The sequence below is a fragment of the Janthinobacterium sp. Bl 1 genome, assembly GCF_058215535.1.
In genome coordinates, this window is record NZ_CM177086.1 from 4,613,625 (window position 1) to 4,629,299 (window position 15,675).

Below are 15,675 nucleotides of genomic sequence, written 5' to 3' on the forward strand. Positions count from 1 at the left end.
GGGTGGGACAGCTGGCCGTGCTTCATGCTAAGCTGTCGTTTCGCTAGGGGTCCTGGAGCAGTCATCCGGGTGAGAGATACCCTTCGTACCTGATCTGGATAATGCCAGCGAAGGAAAGCGCAAAGTACCTCCCTCCTTTGATAGCTCCTGCGTTGGCGCCAGCCGAACAAGCAGCCTGCCGTGCTCCTTACAGAGACGGCTTGAACCACGAGCAATCTATGTCCACACCGAATTTATCCGTTTCTGTTTTGACCCTGGCGATCCTGCACGCGTTTGCCGCACCGGCCTTTGCCGCGAATGACGCCGCCGAAGCAGCCGACCCACAGGCCCAGAGCATGGCCGAAGTCGTCGTCACGGCCAGCAAGGCGCCGGCCGCCAAGCGCGCCTCCGTCGGTGGTTTTTCCGACGCGCCGCTGCTGCAGACGCCGGCGTCCGTCACCGTCATTTCGCAAAAAGACATGCAGGACTTGCAGATCCGTAATCTCAGCGATGCCGTCAAGCTCGACGCCAGCATCAACGATGCCTACAACGCCGTCGGCTATGCGGAACAGTTTTCCATCCGTGGCTTCAAGCTCGACAACAATTCCAGCTACCGCAAGGATGGCGTGGCCATTCCTGGCGACACGCAAATTCCGCTGGAAAACAAGGAACGCATCGAAGTGCTGAAAGGCCTGGCCGGCTTGCAGGCAGGCGTGGCCGCGCCGGGCGGCGTGATCGACTTCATCGTCAAGCGCCCCACCGCCGCGCCGCTGCGCAGCGTCACCGTGGAAACGCGCGAGCGTGGCACCGTGTATGGCGCCGTCGACCTGGGCGGCCGCCTGGAAGACACGCGCTTCGGCTACCGCGTCAACGTGGCGGCCGAGCGCCTGCGCTCCTACATCAAGGGCGCGGATGGCAACCGCAAGTTCATTTCCGGTGCCTTCGACTGGCAAATCTCGCCGCAAGCGCTGCTGCAACTCGATGCCGACTACCAGGACAAGGCGCAGGCGACGGCGCCCGGCTTCCAGCTGCTGAATAACACGACCTTGCCGACCGGCATCAGCGCCGACGCCATGCTCAACCTGCAGCCGTGGACGCGCCCCGTGGAAACCGTCACCAGCAATATCGGCCTGCGCTTCCAGTACGCATTCAATGACGACTGGCGCGCCACCCTGTCGGCCAACCAGCACTCGTTCAAGCGCGACGACTACACGGCCTTCCCTTACGGCTGCAGTGCGCAAGAGCTGTACCCTGGCTTCTGCGGCAATGGCGACTACGACGTGTATGACTACCGCAGCCTGGGCGAGACGAAAAAACCGCTGAGCGCGCAAGCCATGATCCAGGGCAAGTTCGCCACCGGTAGCCTGCGCCATGAATTCACGGCCGGCGTCTCGACCTTCCGCCGCAAGGACCGCGCGGGACTGTACGTGTATGACTGGGCTGGCGTGAGCAACATCTACCACCCGCAGATCGTCGACATGTCGACCGGCGTGCAAGGCCCCGTACGCCTGGTGCGCAAGGACACGGAAAACTCCGTCTTCGTGCAGGATATCGTCAGCCTGGCGCCGAACTGGAAGCTGCATGGCGGCTTGCGCCATATCGACGTCGACGGCTACCAGTATGTGCTGAAGGCCGACAAGGAAATCCGCGCCAAGCACGACTTCCTGCTGCCCAACGTCTCGCTCGTCTACACCCCGCTCGACAATGTCTCCGTGTATGCGGCCTATTCGCAAGGCATGGAACATGGCGGCACGGCCGACCGCAAGGCGATGAATGCCAACGAAGAACTCACGCCCAGCCGCTCCAAGCAGATCGAGCTTGGCGCGAAGATGGATGTGACGCCGGACTTCATGGTGGCGGCCAGCCTGTTCCAGATCCGCAAGGGCCTGGAATTCCAGAATGCCGCAGGCTACTTCGTGCGCGAAGGCCAGGCACAGCACCGTGGACTGGAATTGTCGGCCCAGGGCAAGGCAACTTCCAACCTGAGCCTGGGCGCCTCCGTGACGGCCCTGAACAGCCAGCAGTCAGGCACGGGCAATGCCACCCTCGATGGCAAGCGCGTGCCCAACGTGCCGGCCTTCAAGGCAGCCGTGCATGCGGACTACGCCGTGCAACAGGTGGCGGGCTTGAGCGTCAATGGCAGCTGGGAGTTTGCTAGCAAGAAAGCGTTTGAGTACAACAACACGACCTTCGTGCCGTCGTACAACGTGTTCAACCTGGGCGCCGCCTGGGCCACGCGCATCGCCGGCACGCGCGCCGTGCTGCGCGCCAGCGTCAACAACGTGGCCGACAAGTTCTACTGGCGCGACGTGACGCCGGAGTCCGATGGTTATCTGTATCCGGGCGCCAGCCGCACGTTCAAGGTGTCGGCCCAGTTTGATTTTTAATTGAGGGAAATGGCAGGCGCTGCAGCTAGCGCCTGCTGCAGCAAGGGCGCCGCCTGTTCCAGGCGTGCCTCCAGGCTGTCGTGCAGCACGTGGTACACAATGCCGCGCGCGTCGAGCTCGTCGAGCAGGTAGCGGTAGATCAGTTGGCGCACGGCTTCGGACTCGCGCTGCAAGCCATCGGCCACCCACGGGCTGTCGGGCGCCGTCACCAACGTCAGATCGTACTGCGTGGCATCGGCCAGCGCCGCCAGCTGTGCATCGGCGCCATCAAAATAATGGCGGCTGTAGACGACCGTCATCAACGGCGTCGTGTCGCAAAACAGGAAGTTGCGCGCTTGCGCGGCGGCTGCCGCCTCGCGTTCGACTTGCGTGCGCGCAATGCCAAACTGGTCGGCCGAGACGGGCACCCTGCCCTGCGTTTCGACAAATTCACGTAAATACTCGGGCACCCAGACGGTGCCGTAGCGCTCGGCCAGGGCGGCCGCCAGGGTCGACTTGCCCGACGATTCCGCGCCCAGGATGGCCACGCGCACGCAGTTGCCCATCACTTGAGGACCATCGCATCGGGCGCGGCCGGCGCCGACTTTCTCCACGCCAGCAAGCCGATGATGGCCATCACGACGAAGAACGCATACAGCACGGCCGTCAGGGTCAGGCCCTTGTGCACATACAGCCACACGTACAGCACGTCGACGATGATCCAGGCGATCCAGTTTTCCAGCTTCTTGCGCGACAGCAGGAATTGCCCCACCAGGCTGCCTGCCGTGAGAAAACCGTCCGCGTGCGGCACGTCCGTATCCGTCGTCGTCAGCAGCCAGGCGATCAGCAGGAAGCCGACCAGCCAGCCTACGGCGCAAGCCAGCCAGCCGCGACCATCGAGGCGCGTGACGGGCAGGGTCTTGCCGCCGCTGGCCGGGTGCAGCCACTGGTACCAGCCCCAGAACGAGACGCTGATGAACAGCAGTTGCAAAGCCATGTCGCCATACAGGCGCGACTCGAAAAACACGAAACCGTAGGCGGCCGAGGAAATGATGGCGAACAGCCACGCCCAGTGATTCTGGCGGATGTTCAGCGCAACGGTTGTCAGTGCCAGGACAAAGGAAATCAGTTCAAGCGGCGTGGTGGCAAAACCCAGCAGGAGAAGCGTATCGTTCATGGGAATCGTGATGAGGCTGGTGGTGCAGTATGCAATACCGGCCATGAATAAGCAAGATTGCCCGCACCGCCGCAGCCCTTCCCTGCTCAGGCAAAGCCTCCCTTGACGGCGCGCGCCAGCGTACGCCGCACAACCAGCTTGTGAAATGGCCGGATCAGCAGGATGTAGCTACGCCCTATCCAGTTATGGCAATGCACGACGGTGGAAAAGGTGATGCTGCCATGCAGCCCCGCGTCCCGGTTGCGCAGCACGGACAAACGGAAGTCCAGGTGGCTGTCGTCCTCGCCCACGATGATTTCATCATCGCTGACAGCGTAGATGCGAAAGATGCCGATGCGTCCATCAGGCTTGGCCGCCAGCTGTTTCGCCGTCTTGATGCCGAAGGGCGTGACAATAATGTCGCGCACCGCCAGCAGCCACTGCGCCCAGCGCGGCTGGCTGCACAGCACCACGCGCGCCAGGGCCTGCATATCCATCTGCCGCACACCAGCGCTGGGCAGGCCGACGGCATACGCGTCGGCCAGGTTGCTGCCCTGGTACAAAGGGGCGATGCTGGCGCCGGGCGGCATGGCCACGGCGCGTACCACGTTGCTCATCTCTTGCATGTGCTCTCCATGTGTTCAGTGATAACATGACCATCATACACGACAATGTGAACAGCGATAACATAGAATGAACACAAGTAGCAATTATCACCATGGCAACCTGCGCGACACCCTGGTCGCCGCCACCATCGCGCAACTGGCGCAGCAGCACGACGCCACCCTCTCGCTGCGCGAACTGGCGCGCACGGTGGGCGTATCGATCGCCGCCGTATACCGCCACTTCCCCAGCAAAGAAGCCTTGCTGGCCGAGGTGGCGGCGGCCGGTTTTGCCAGCCTGATCGCCAAATGGGAGGCGGAACTGCCGCCGCAGGGCAGCCTGCCCTCCGAACAGCGTTTTCAGCTGCTGGGCCAGCAATACATCGAATTCGCCCTGGCCGCACCGGCCCACTACCGGCTGATGTTCGAGCACCAGGACGTGCGCCAGTTCCCGGCCCTGCTGGAAGCGGCGCAAGCGTGCTTCCAGTACGTGCTGCAGACGGCTGGTGCCGCCGTGCGCGAAGCGGGCCTCGACCCGCGCTGGGACAAGGCTGCCGCCAGCGCCGGCTGGTCGCTGGGCCACGGCTACGTGATGCTGCTGCTGAGCGGTCGCCTGGCCATGACGGAGAGCGGCGACGATTTATCGCCAGCCATGGTGCCGCGCTTTTTCCAGTTGCCGGTGGAGGCCTTGCGGCAGGCGCGTCAGCAAGCGGGAAAACAACCGTGATGACCATCGCCAGATGCGCCCGCTGATCATGCAGGATCCCATGGACTCATCCACTGTCCCTGGCACCGAGGGCTATGCAGACAATGCAGAGCGGCTCATCGCCCGATATGAAAGCGTTGCCTTCCTGGATAAATACCGTCCCGTTGCCCATCTCTTGCCGACGCGGCCAGGCGCCGTGCTCGACATCGGCGCCGGAACCGGCGGCGACGCGGCGTGGCTGGCAAGCCTGGGGCACACGGTGATCGCGCTTGAGCCCGTTGCCGCCTTCCGCGCAGCGGGCATGCAGGCGCATGCCCTGGCCAACCTTGAATGGATCAACGATAGCCTGCCCGCCCTGTCCACGATAGGCGCGCGCCACACCAGGTATGACCTGATTGTCGTCGCTGCCGTCTGGATGCATCTGGCAGCGGAAGAAAGAATGGAGGCGATGGGCAATATCAGCGCATTGCTCAAGCCGGGCGCAGTACTCGTCATTTCCCTAAGGCATGGTCCGCCTCCGGAAGGCCGCCGCATCTTTGACGTAGCCGCCAGTGAAACGGCAGACCTGGCGATGCGGCATGGGCTCAAGGTCATGCTGAGCACGCAGGCGCCATCCGTCCAGCCACAGAACCGCCAGGCGGGGGTGAGCTGGTCCTGGCTTGTCTTTGAGAAATGATTCAAGCTGAAGCAGCCTGCGCCAGGGAGCTGAGAGGCAGGCACTCAGCCGAGACCAGCCATTATTTTTGAAACGCCGTCAATTTATGCACAATATATCAATAGACACTCTCTCCGTGATCGCCAGGCAATGCATTGCCGTGACGTGCCTGCAGCGCTTTTGCCTGCGCTTCGACATTCACCATCCGGCGCTGTCCGCGTTCGCCGGCCACATATGGAAAGTAACGCAGGTCGCGCCTGGGGATTTTGCGGCCTGGGAGCGCGGCTTTGCTTCCCTGGCTGTGACGGGCATGGGCGATCCCTGGCCGGACGACATCCGCACGGCAATACCCGGGCACCTGCTCGGCACGCTGGAGCAGCTTGTTCAGCATGTGCTGGAAACGAGCGCCTGTACCTGGCATGCCGACGACCTTCCGGCAAGCCGGCGCCAGCTGGAAGCCGTGCTTGACATCTGTGTCCGGCATGATGTGGCGGTACCGCAACTTGCGCACTATGCGCAGCACGATACGGCGCCGCGCGGCGGCTGGGGGCCGATGCTCACGGACGCCGAAGTCAGGGCCTGGAAAGCCCTGATATAGCAGTCAGCCCCTCATGCATGGCTGGCCATTGCCGCCAGCCGCACCTGGTCGAGCAGCCGTTCCTCTTCATCCGTATCGGCATCGATTTGCGTGACCACGGTCCAGAATCGCGCGCAGGTCCTGATCTGCTCGAAAGCATGGCGCGTCTCAAGCCGCACCATGGTTTTCCTCAGGCTGTGCAGATAGCCTTCCTCGATGGCATCGAGCAAGTCGTCATCGGCAGCGTCGATCAGCTCGAGCAGCGCGCCTTCTATCGTTGCATGCCCCTCTTCCCATAGTTGGCCAATTTCCGGCACATCGACTTCCATGCACTCGTTCGACCAGTCCGGCGGGTAGTCACCACGCGCCCGGTTGTCGGGATCGGTGTCAAAGCTCAGCGAAAGGGATGGGAACGAGACGGCGTTGAAGGCAAACGCTGAAAATGCCTGGTCCTTGAATCGGGACGCGCCCAGCACTGCCAGCGACGCGCTGGCCAGCTTGAACCAGGTTTCTTCAACGGCGTATGCCGCTTCAAACGTTTGCCAGTCAGGCAGCGAATCGGGAGTCAGGGACATGGTGGGCCTGTCGAAAATGAATAGCGGTGGATAGTGCGAGGAATTATACGTGGCACAGCCAATGCGGCCGGCGGTGGTGCGTGAACAGTGCGGACGATGCCGGGAGCACAAACCGGTGACTCAGAGCGGCCCTTCATCGTCAGCGCGGCGAAAAAAAAGACCGCACCCGCCTAGGGAGCCGGGGCCAGGTCGGATATGCAGATAGAAACTATTTCTTAGGCTGGGACAGGGTCGCCTATGAGAGATATCGCTAGCGTTCAGCCTTATCCAAGATCGGGAAGGGAGGCATCCATCAAATGCCACGTCACGTCGTCATCTGGCAAATCGAGCAGCCAGTCGCGGCACGGTCGCGGGAACGGCGCGCCTTGGGTCAGCCAGGCCTGGCGCCAGTACTGGTTGACGATGGCCTGCAGCGGATGGTCGGCCGCCACCCACGGTTGCCAGACGCCGCTGACTGGACAAGCCTGGTCGCAAGCGCAGCTCAACCATGGCTCGGGCCGTGCCACCTCGCGCAGCAAGCCGCGCGCCGCGCGCGGCTCCACTACCCCATGGTTGTGCCATATCGTCAGGCACTGTTCCCATATCACGGGGCCGTAACGGGTCTTTCCTGCAGCATCGAGCACGCTGAAATGGCGGAACTCTTCGCCTTCACCGAACAGCCAGGCCGGTTCCGTCAAACCCTGCCCTTGGGCGGGTTGCCAATACGCGGAAAATGGCGCGGTCGGCGCGTCGCTGTGCAAGCCGGTGGGATGTAGCGCATAGCCGGCGGCCAGGAAATATGGTTTTTTGAAAAGCGACGCAGCGCCTGGCTGCGGAATGGCTGGCGGCGGACGCACGCCCATGGCGGCGTCGAGCAAGGCATCTTTGTTGCCATCCCACGGCGGCAGATCGGCCGGTGGCAATGGCAATATTTTATCGAGGTTGGGGAAGCGCGCATTGGGGTTGAAGCCGAGGGCGTTACTAAGTACGGCATATCGCTCTCCACGAGCCTTGTCCACATATGGCGCCAGCATATCGGCAAGATCAAAAGGTGAACCGAATTCAATTGCCAATGCGCTCGCACATTCTGCGCAGCCAAACTTGACTCCCTCATGCAATACATTTAGAGCACGCTGTTTGGTTGCAGGAGTTCGATCGCCAATCTCATCGCCATTTGCAGCTCTTGGTATTGCATACAAATAGTGCAGGTTAAACGCAGCAGGCCCATATCCTTGAGAAAGCGCACACGCCATCATTTTTATCGCTACAGGAATATTGGCCCAATATCCAGGAATAGCACCGTCTGTTCCCGCTCTTAATTTTTCTCCTAAAAATGCCATCGCCTGAGGATTTCCCATGACAGCCGCCTTTTGCCAGAAGGCATAAGCCCGGGTGGTATCGCCTGTCACACCCGTACTGTTCGCATAATACGTTCCCATCCGGTCGTAGGCCGCCGGTATGCCCAGCCGCATCGCTTTTTCCACCAGTTGCACCGCTTCTTCCTCACCATTTAAAGGATCGCGTCCTTCCACATACAGGCTGGCCAGATTGAGCATCGCCTTCCAGTGCAAACGCTGCGCCGCCTGACGCGTCAGATCGATGATTTTTTTATAATCGCGGTCTTCCACAAAAATTTCAGGATCTTCCAAGGCGCGTGCTTCGAGAAACCAGTCCTCGGCTTGCGCATCGATGGGCGGCACCTTGTTCGATTCGATTTCACAAATGAAATCAGGGACATGCGGATTGAAGAGGGGCAGGCTTTGATTGCGTGGCAAGACTTCTTCTTTGTCGTTTGGCATTTTGCAGGCGAATAAAGGGATATACAGGAGAACTACCAATACGGAACATGGCAGACGAATGAATATATTTTGATACTGTTTCATGCTCACCCCAGACGTATAGTAGAACTTCGGCTATCTTCTAATGGCAACAAAAAACCAATCATTTTTTTTAATTTTGCTCCGCCTTGTTTTGCCAGCTTTTTCGTTCGATTGGCCTTCATTAAGTTTCCCCACTTTTCAAAGGCATCCACAATCTCCGCCTTCGTCCCGCCCCCGCCATCGACCAATCCCCCGCTATGCATGCGCCACACCCGCTTGCGCAAATCGCGGGCCACGCGGCGGTCGATGGTGGCTATATTGATTTCGCTGTCGACGGCCATGCTGCGCTGGTTCAGGTTGGCGCTGCCCAAGGTCATGAACACGTCGTCGACCAGCATCAATTTGGAGTGGATGTAGATTTCACGGTAGCGCCAGCGGTTGGTGTCGAACGCGCTGACATTGAGCATGGCCACCGAGACCTTCAGCCCGAATTCGCTTTCAAGCATCATCGCGCCGGGTTTGTTGATGCCGTTGGAATGCCGCACCACGTCGGGCAACTTGACTTCCGCCTCGGTGGAAATGCCGAATCCTGCCCTGACACGCCGGGTTTTCGGTCGCTTGTTGTAGTCGTCGATCATGGTGTTTTGCCCCGTCATGCCAGCGTGCTGCCCCAGCGCCGCCAGCGTGTCGTGGGTGCGCGGCACCATCTGCGCGCGTTCCGGCACCGGAATGACGATGAACACGTGCATGACCGGCATGTCTTGCAAGATCTTGCCCGCCTTGACACTGCCGGCCTTCCAGGCGGCGACCACCTTCTTGCGCTCGCTCAGCAAATGCGCGGCCCAATCTTCATACTGGAAATACTGGTTTTCCACATACAGGTAGCCGGCCGCCAGGCTGGCCTGGGTCACGGCGCGAAAGTAGGTTTCCTTGATGGTTTTGTCCTGCTCCTCGGGCTGCGTCAGGACGATCTGCACGGTGGAGTCGTCCGGCCCGGCCTCGCGCAACAGCCGCGCCGGTGGGCTGCCACATGGCAACTCCTGGCTAACACAGTCGGTGGAAGCCGAACGCGTGCGGTCGTCGATAGCGCGGTCCCATGCCTTTACGAAATTGTTGTACAGCGCGATCAATGCCTTGCCGCCGTCGATGCGGCAGGCGTAATCCTGATACGGTTTCAGCGTGGCGAACCCGCCGTCCGCGGCCATTCCCTGCAAGCACTCGCGCCGCTCGTTGACGCCGCCCTGTTCGCGGCGCGTATCGTCGAGCAGATGGGCCGTCGTGTCCCAATAATCGGTCACAGAGTTCAGGCCCATCACGTAACCGACGGCCTTGGCCCCCTCTTCGTGGTCGAAATCGATCAGGACAGGCTTCTGGTGGTGCGTGCCCAGGTATTGCATGCCGGGCTTTTCGATTTCCCCCATCGTCAAGCCGCGCGGCTGGTTGATTTCGGTCGAGATACTCTTGCTGATTGCGCCGCTGTCGCCGTGGCGCAAACGAATCGTGATACCACTCAGCATGCCCTTAAACGCCGCCACATACCAGTTGTAGCAATATTCTTCACGCGCCAGCATCGGAATATCCTCGGGCCGGACCCTATCGCCCCTGAAACCGCCGCTGAACATCGCTTTCCTGGCGACCGCGTCCTGCAACATCGCCAGGCTGGCTTTGGCGCTGATGTCGTCGGCGCGCTGTCCATAGGTTTTCCATGGCGAGGTGCCGTGCGAATGGCCCGGCATATTGTGCACCATCGGCGAACCGATCCGGTCATGCCAGATCAGCAGGCGCACCCTGACGTGACGCCGTGCGGCGGCGATCAGCAAGTCGCCAAACGTGTCGCCACGTGGCCAGGTTGCGCCGTTGCCACGCACCACTTCCATGCCCGGGTCGAAGCCCCAGCAGCACAGGTCGACTGAATGTTTGGCCTTGGCGATCTCCGCGGCGATGTCGGTGAACGCTTCCTGTCCGCAAATGAACAGCGTCAGCTTGTTGTTATGCGTGATCGGGTGGCTGGCCTTGCCCTTCAGGTTGCGGTTTTCCAGCAGCCACTGGAGCGAACTCGTCGCAGTCCGTCCGACTTCGTCGATATGGGTCGTTTCGATGCGGCCGCTCGATTCCGGCATGGCGCTCTCCAGTCAGTGTCGTGAATCATTGAACCCAGCGGCCATCGGCGGTGTCGTCGAACGCGCGCAAACCGCGGTTCGACAGCTTCTGTTCGCCGTCCGGCGCCGCGTTCGGGTCGAAGCGTGCGCTGGCCTGCAATGAAAATTCTTCGCCATTGCCAAGGACGACACGGTAGCGCGGCGTGCCGTCCTGATGCGCGATCAGGATGCGGCCGAATTCGTCGGTCAAGCCGCGTTCGACTTCGGCGTCTCCCCTGTACAGCGTGTACGGCACGTGCGCGTATTGACCACCATCCGCATGGGCCTGGATCGTATGCTGCAATTGCCCCGCTACCGGCGCGATGGGCGGTTCCAGCTCCGGTTGCGGCCGGTTCTTGGGCGCCAGCGTTTCCAGGTTTCCATGGAACAGCGTCGGCGACGCGGTAAAAAACTGCACCTTGTCGCTAATTTCAAGCATGCAATTGGCGCCATGCAGGCGCACGCCTTTGCGGCCGCGAATATCCACCCAGTCGGTCTGGCTGATCAACTCCAGAACCTTGTTGGCGACGATATCGACCGCATCGGTTTGCGCCGCGATCTGCACCGGGCCAGCTGCGGCGATCAGTTTCATGCCAGCCTTGTGGACGAACAGGCGGAACGCTGCGCCGATGCTGGCGAACAGGCCGCCGCCGGCCGCCAGCGACAGGTCGCGTCCGGCCGTCAGCGCGGTGTGCTCGGCGCTGGCGATGTGCGTCGATTGCGCGGTCGTCGTTTCGATACCGGCCGGACTGGCCAGCACCAGATGCGGCTTAGCTAATTCGGGAAACGCGTTTTCGCCATTGCCGCCACCGCCCTGGATCCCGGCATGCTGAGCTTTCAGCACATCGGCGGCGGCGCCCTGCTGGGCGGCGCTTTCTTGCGCACCATAATGCTGCGCCAAGGCGGCAAGCGCCTTGTGCCGCTCGGCAGCCTCGGCCAACCGGCGCAAGGTTTCATCCATGCTATTGATATGCGAGCCGGCACCGGGGCGCGCTTCGGTGGTCAGCAACATGCCGCGGCCGGCGCGCGCCACGCCCCAGGCGTCTGATGCCAGTTCCCAGCCCTCGCCACGCGCATCCTTGCGCCCGCTGGCGTCTTCGATGCGGCTGATGCAGCCGAGCGACAATTGGCTGTGCTGATGATCGCTTTTCAGTTGCGCCTGGATGCGCTGGTGCGTGTCGTCGAGCACCAACTGGTTGCCGCGCACGCCGTAGCCGCCGCCAGGCATCAGCTCGGCGCTGCGCCAGCCCCCAAGCATGCGTTGCCCCGGCAAATTCCACGGCGGCGCATGCTTGCCGTTGTACACCGCGCCGACAATGACGGGACGGTCGATATTGCCGTCGAGAAACTGGATCAGCACTTCCTGGCCGATGCGCGGCAACGCGATCTGGCCGAACGCCTGGCCCGCCCATGGCGTCATGACCCTGATCCATGGCGAACTGCCCGCGTCGAACTTGCCCAGCCGGTCCCAGTGGAATTGCACCTTCACCCGGCCCAGACCGTCGGTATGGATGGTTTCACCTGCCGGCCCGGTGACAATCGCCGTCTGCACGCCGGGCAACGCACAAGGCGTGCTGTTGAACTGTCGCCCCGGATACCAGCGGACGCTCTTGCGGATGCAGCTAAAACGGTTTTCATAATGCGACTTCGCACCCGTGCCTGCCTGGTAATTGTTGCTGGCGATATGATCGACCGACAAGATCAGGTATTCGCGCGAGCCAATGTCCGGGCGCGCCGGTTCACCTCTGGCCGGCATGGATTGCTTGCCGCTGAAGTGTCCGACCAGCGTGAAACTGCGCCCGGCCTGGGCGCAGCGGTGATTGCCGCCCGCGTCGAAGTATTGCGCCCGGCAGTTACTCTCCTCCAGGCGGCGTTGCGCCAGCGCTTCGCCGTCGCCCATGTCGGCATAGCCATAGCCGGTGTCCTGATACAGTTCATGGGCAAACACGTCGCCCTGCTGGTGCAGCGCATGGCCGCTGGTGCGGCTGGCATACGGCTGCTTGTAGTTGAAGCTGGCCAGCGTGAGCGAGCCTGAAGCGATCTTCCGTATTGCCTGCCAATCACGTATGCCGTCGCGCTCCAGCGAGCCCGCGTCGCCGCGAAACATCATTTCGTCGGCTTCGCTGGCATGGCCGTCGCCTGGGTCGATGCTGTCGCTCAGCCAGGTATTGTCGCCCAAACAGAGCGTATGACCGTCGGCACGATGTTCATACCAGTAATGGATACCCTGGTCTTCCCAACGCCGGTGCAGATGGTTGTAATCGGTTTCATTATGCTGGTTGGCGCAGCTTAATATCGCTTTTTCCTCATGCAGCCGGTTTTGCCAGTCGCGCTGCAAGTAGTGAGCGAAGGTCGTTTCGCTGATGTCGATGACCGTGCGTTCGTGGAACGAGACGTTGTCCATGCGCAGCCTGGAAAACGCCAGCCAGGGTTGCAGCACCATCTGGTAGAACGCGAAACCGCCATCGCTGCGCAACAAGCGAAATTCGCCGACATAACCATTAAAATAGCGCAAGCTGCCGTCATCGCGCACCATCGAAATCGTGACCATCCGGCCCATCATCGCCGTCAGGGGGACGTGGAGATTGTCGGACAGCAGTTCGACGTCGAAGCGGAAGTCGCGTGACATTTCCTCGTGTGCCCGCAAGCTGTTGACCAGCAGCGCGGTATCGGGCGGACCATCGTTGCGCGGAAAATCCATGCGCAGCAAGCGGCTGTCCTGGACTCGCCAGCTCGCTCCGAAAAGGCGCGCCAGATCGGCTGCCAGCTCGCCATCATCCATTTTTCCTCCTTCGGATAGTTCCCCTAGCCCATGCTAACCATGGTGAACGCTGGCATATTGATGGAACTCAAACTAGTTGCCCATACGCAAAAAAGCCGCATCGGCCCTGCGGCGGATGCGGCTTTCATTTCAACCAAGAAAGATTATTTCTTGGCGGCTTTCGGATACTTGATGCTCATTTCCTGCAACAGGTTATCCGCGTGGTCCACTTCCTTCATCACCCACAGCATGTAGCGGATGTCGAGGTGGATGGCGCGCGTGATGGCCGTGTCGAAGTACCAGTCCTTGGTGATCGATTCATACGTCGAATCGAAGTTCAGGCCGATCAGTTCGCCGCGCTTGTTCATCACGGCCGAGCCGGAATTGCCGCCCGTGGTGTCGGCGCTGGTGAGGAAGTTGACGGGAACCGTGCCCAGTACCGGATCGCGGAACTGGCCGTAGCGTTTTTGCTTGACGGCATCGATCAGCGCTTGCGGCGCTTCGAACGGGGCCTTGCCAGTGACTTTCTCGACGATGCCTTCCACGGTCGTGAACGGTCCCTTGGTCAAGCCATCGCGCGGCGAGTATGGCGACACGGTGCCGTACGTTACGCGCAGGGTCGAGTTGGCGTCAGGATAGACAGGTTTGCCTTGCGACTTCTTCCATGCGATCACGGCTTGCATGTATTGCGGAATCACGCGCTCGAGATTGCCGTCGATTTCCTTGCGGCGCTCTTCCAGCGCCGCCTCGACCGGCTGCAACTTGATGGCCAGCGCCATGAAGGCGTCATCGGACTGGGCAACAGCGGCCTGGTCCTTTTCCAGCCAGGCCAGGCGCTTGGCTGTGTCCGCCAGTTGCGTCTGCTGGTACAGGGCCGCCACGGCCGCTGGGACCGGCAGCAGCGCGTCCAGACCTTGCGGATGGCTCTTCGCCGCCAGTTGCGCGTAACGCTTCAGGCCAGCTTCAAAACGCGCCTGGTCGACCTTGTTGACGTACGATTGCTCCAGGCGGGTCAGGCGGGCCTTGATGAAGGCCAGGTCGCGCTGCTGGTAGCCCGATTCGCGCTCGGCGTCCGCTTTCTGGCGCTCCAGCGACAAGCGGTAGATGGTGCGCGCGCTTTTCAGCAAGTCGCTGTTGGTGGCAACACTCCAGGCGAACTCTTCTTCGCTCAAGGCCATGTCGCTGGCGATCGCCGCGTCCAGTTCGGCCAGCAGGGTCGGCGACACGTTCGGCTGCTTGGCGTACCAGGCGCGGAACTCGGCATCCTGCACATCCTTGATGGCGGCGATGTCCTTGCGCGCGAAACCGTCGAGCAAGCCCTGGGTTTTCTTCAGCACGTTGTTGATGCTTTTCACCACGCTCGCATAGCGCACGGCGGCAGCCGCGTCGCCATTCGTCGCGTCGGCCATCACGGCCAGGTCCGCTTGCAGTTCCGATACTTTCAGGGGGAAGGCCGTGTCGCGTGCGAAGCGGATTTCCGCCGGCAGCTTGTAGCGACTGGTGCGGCCGGGGTAACCTGCCAGCAAGATGCCGTCACCGGCTTTCAAGCCTTCGGCCGACACCACCAGGAAATCCTTCGATTTGTACGGCACGTTGTCGGGCGACGGGTCGGCCGGACGGCCATCCTTGCCCACGTAGGCGCGCAGGAACGAGTAATCGCCCGTATGGCGCGGCCATTCGTAGTTGTCGATGTCGCCGCCGAAGTTGCCGATCTTGTCCGATGGCGCGTACACGAGGCGCACGTCGCGTATCATCATCTGGCGGATGCGGTAGTACTCGAGGCCGCGGTGGAAGGCGGGCACGGAGCAGCGGTACATCTTGTCCGTTTCGCATTCGGCGATCAAGTCCTTGACGCGCTTTTCCACGGCTTCGTGGCGCGCGCGGCCGCTCATGTCGGCCGTCAAGCCTTTCAGCACGCGGTCGCTGACGTTCTCCACCTTGTCCGTCACATACACGAGGCTGTTCGGACCGCCCGGCAGCTCTGCGGCGCGCGTCTTGGCCAGGAAGCCGTTGGTGATGTAATTGTGTTCCGGCGTGGAATTGCGCTGCACGGCACCGTACGCGCAATGGTGGTTCGTCACCACCAGGCCGGCGTCGGAGACGAAAGCGGCCGAGCAGCCGCCGAGCGACACGATGGCACTCATCGGGTGCTTGCTCAGGTCAGCCAGTTTTTCTGCAGGAATTTCGATGCCGACCCGTTTCAGTTCGGCTTTCAGCTGTGGCAGTTGGTGTGGTTGCCATTGCCCTTCGTCGGCGTGTGCGCCGGCGAACGCGCCCAACAAGGCGACTGGTAAAACGATTGTTTTGAACAAGATATGCCCCTCCATAAAAGCAGGCGAAAGTATAGCCTGTCCAAGGGAG

General features: G+C 61.5%; 12 protein-coding genes and 1 riboswitch. Of the genes, 4 read left to right on the forward strand and 8 right to left on the reverse strand.

Features of this window, described 5'->3' with window-relative positions; all coding sequences use genetic code 11:
* Positions 1-35: 35 nt before the first annotated feature.
* Positions 36-133: riboswitch (TPP riboswitch) on the forward strand.
* An 85-nt stretch (positions 134-218) separates the two neighbouring features.
* Positions 219-2,366, forward strand: a complete 2,148-nt coding sequence (locus AC4BCN_RS20795) for a TonB-dependent siderophore receptor (RefSeq protein ID WP_490491652.1) — start codon at positions 219-221, stop codon at positions 2,364-2,366.
* Here AC4BCN_RS20795 and AC4BCN_RS20800 read toward each other — a convergent pair.
* The 3 genes from AC4BCN_RS20800 to AC4BCN_RS20810 form a co-directional block, all read right to left on the reverse strand.
* The gene (locus tag AC4BCN_RS20800) at positions 2,363-2,911 is read right to left on the reverse strand and encodes an AAA family ATPase (RefSeq protein WP_436480647.1); all 549 of its coding nucleotides are present in this window, start codon (positions 2,909-2,911) and stop codon (positions 2,363-2,365) included. The two genes, AC4BCN_RS20795 and AC4BCN_RS20800, sit on opposite strands and share 4 nt — an antisense overlap.
* Positions 2,911-3,522 carry a nicotinamide riboside transporter PnuC gene (pnuC, locus tag AC4BCN_RS20805; RefSeq protein ID WP_046684578.1) on the reverse strand — a complete coding sequence of 204 codons (612 nt, stop codon included), beginning with the start codon at positions 3,520-3,522 and terminating at the stop codon, positions 2,911-2,913. The genes AC4BCN_RS20800 and pnuC overlap by 1 nt, the downstream gene beginning before the upstream one ends.
* 86 nt (positions 3,523-3,608) lie before the next feature.
* Complete coding sequence (locus tag AC4BCN_RS20810; protein WP_034749875.1) at positions 3,609-4,127, reverse strand: DUF2867 domain-containing protein; 519 nt, start codon at positions 4,125-4,127, stop codon at positions 3,609-3,611.
* 67 nt (positions 4,128-4,194) lie between these two features.
* Between AC4BCN_RS20810 and AC4BCN_RS20815 the strand changes: the two genes are divergently transcribed.
* The 3 genes from AC4BCN_RS20815 to AC4BCN_RS20825 all read left to right on the forward strand — a co-directional run bounded on the left by AC4BCN_RS20815 (position 4,195) and on the right by AC4BCN_RS20825 (position 6,062).
* The gene (locus AC4BCN_RS20815) at positions 4,195-4,830 is read left to right on the forward strand and encodes a TetR/AcrR family transcriptional regulator (protein ID WP_490491653.1); all 636 of its coding nucleotides are present in this window, start codon (positions 4,195-4,197) and stop codon (positions 4,828-4,830) included.
* A gap of 40 nt (positions 4,831-4,870) precedes the next feature.
* Complete coding sequence (locus AC4BCN_RS20820) at positions 4,871-5,485, forward strand: class I SAM-dependent methyltransferase (RefSeq protein ID WP_490491654.1); 615 nt, start codon at positions 4,871-4,873, stop codon at positions 5,483-5,485.
* A 115-nt stretch (positions 5,486-5,600) separates the two neighbouring features.
* Positions 5,601-6,062: a hypothetical protein gene (locus AC4BCN_RS20825; RefSeq protein WP_139143316.1), complete on the forward strand. Its 462-nt coding sequence runs from the start codon at positions 5,601-5,603 to the stop codon at positions 6,060-6,062.
* Positions 6,063-6,073: 11 nt separating this feature from the next.
* Here AC4BCN_RS20825 and AC4BCN_RS20830 read toward each other — a convergent pair whose 3' ends face one another.
* From AC4BCN_RS20830 to AC4BCN_RS20850, 5 genes are all read right to left on the reverse strand, one after another.
* On the reverse strand, positions 6,074-6,616 hold the full coding sequence (locus AC4BCN_RS20830; protein WP_490491655.1) for a hypothetical protein: 543 nt from the start codon (positions 6,614-6,616) through the stop codon (positions 6,074-6,076).
* Positions 6,617-6,879: 263 nt separating this feature from the next.
* The gene (locus tag AC4BCN_RS20835) at positions 6,880-8,478 is read right to left on the reverse strand and encodes a tetratricopeptide repeat protein (RefSeq protein ID WP_490491656.1); all 1,599 of its coding nucleotides are present in this window, start codon (positions 8,476-8,478) and stop codon (positions 6,880-6,882) included.
* Positions 8,479-8,480: 2 nt separating this feature from the next.
* The gene (locus AC4BCN_RS20840; protein ID WP_490491657.1) at positions 8,481-10,535 is read right to left on the reverse strand and encodes a phospholipase D-like domain-containing protein; all 2,055 of its coding nucleotides are present in this window, start codon (positions 10,533-10,535) and stop codon (positions 8,481-8,483) included.
* Positions 10,536-10,560: 25 nt separating this feature from the next.
* Positions 10,561-13,335: a type VI secretion system Vgr family protein gene (locus AC4BCN_RS20845; RefSeq protein WP_490491658.1), complete on the reverse strand. Its 2,775-nt coding sequence runs from the start codon at positions 13,333-13,335 to the stop codon at positions 10,561-10,563.
* A gap of 143 nt (positions 13,336-13,478) precedes the next feature.
* The gene (locus AC4BCN_RS20850) at positions 13,479-15,626 is read right to left on the reverse strand and encodes a S46 family peptidase (RefSeq protein WP_490491659.1); all 2,148 of its coding nucleotides are present in this window, start codon (positions 15,624-15,626) and stop codon (positions 13,479-13,481) included.
* Positions 15,627-15,675 lie beyond the last annotated feature (49 nt).

Excerpts from the sequence above, each read along its gene's own strand:
- AC4BCN_RS20840 (WP_490491657.1), bottom strand. The coding sequence starts at position 10,535 with ATGCCGGAATCGAGCGGCCGCATCGAAACGACCCATATCGACGAAGTC.
- pnuC (WP_046684578.1), bottom strand. The coding sequence starts at position 3,522 with ATGAACGATACGCTTCTCCTGCTGGGTTTTGCCACCACGCCGCTTGAA.
- AC4BCN_RS20830 (WP_490491655.1), bottom strand. The coding sequence starts at position 6,616 with ATGTCCCTGACTCCCGATTCGCTGCCTGACTGGCAAACGTTTGAAGCG.
- AC4BCN_RS20815 (WP_490491653.1), top strand. The coding sequence starts at position 4,195 with ATGAACACAAGTAGCAATTATCACCATGGCAACCTGCGCGACACCCTG.
- AC4BCN_RS20800 (WP_436480647.1), bottom strand. The coding sequence starts at position 2,911 with ATGGGCAACTGCGTGCGCGTGGCCATCCTGGGCGCGGAATCGTCGGGC.
- AC4BCN_RS20795 (WP_490491652.1), top strand. The coding sequence starts at position 219 with ATGTCCACACCGAATTTATCCGTTTCTGTTTTGACCCTGGCGATCCTG.
- AC4BCN_RS20845 (WP_490491658.1), bottom strand. The coding sequence starts at position 13,335 with ATGGATGATGGCGAGCTGGCAGCCGATCTGGCGCGCCTTTTCGGAGCG.
- AC4BCN_RS20835 (WP_490491656.1), bottom strand. The coding sequence starts at position 8,478 with ATGAAACAGTATCAAAATATATTCATTCGTCTGCCATGTTCCGTATTG.
- AC4BCN_RS20820 (WP_490491654.1), top strand. The coding sequence starts at position 4,871 with ATGGACTCATCCACTGTCCCTGGCACCGAGGGCTATGCAGACAATGCA.
- AC4BCN_RS20810 (WP_034749875.1), bottom strand. The coding sequence starts at position 4,127 with ATGCAAGAGATGAGCAACGTGGTACGCGCCGTGGCCATGCCGCCCGGC.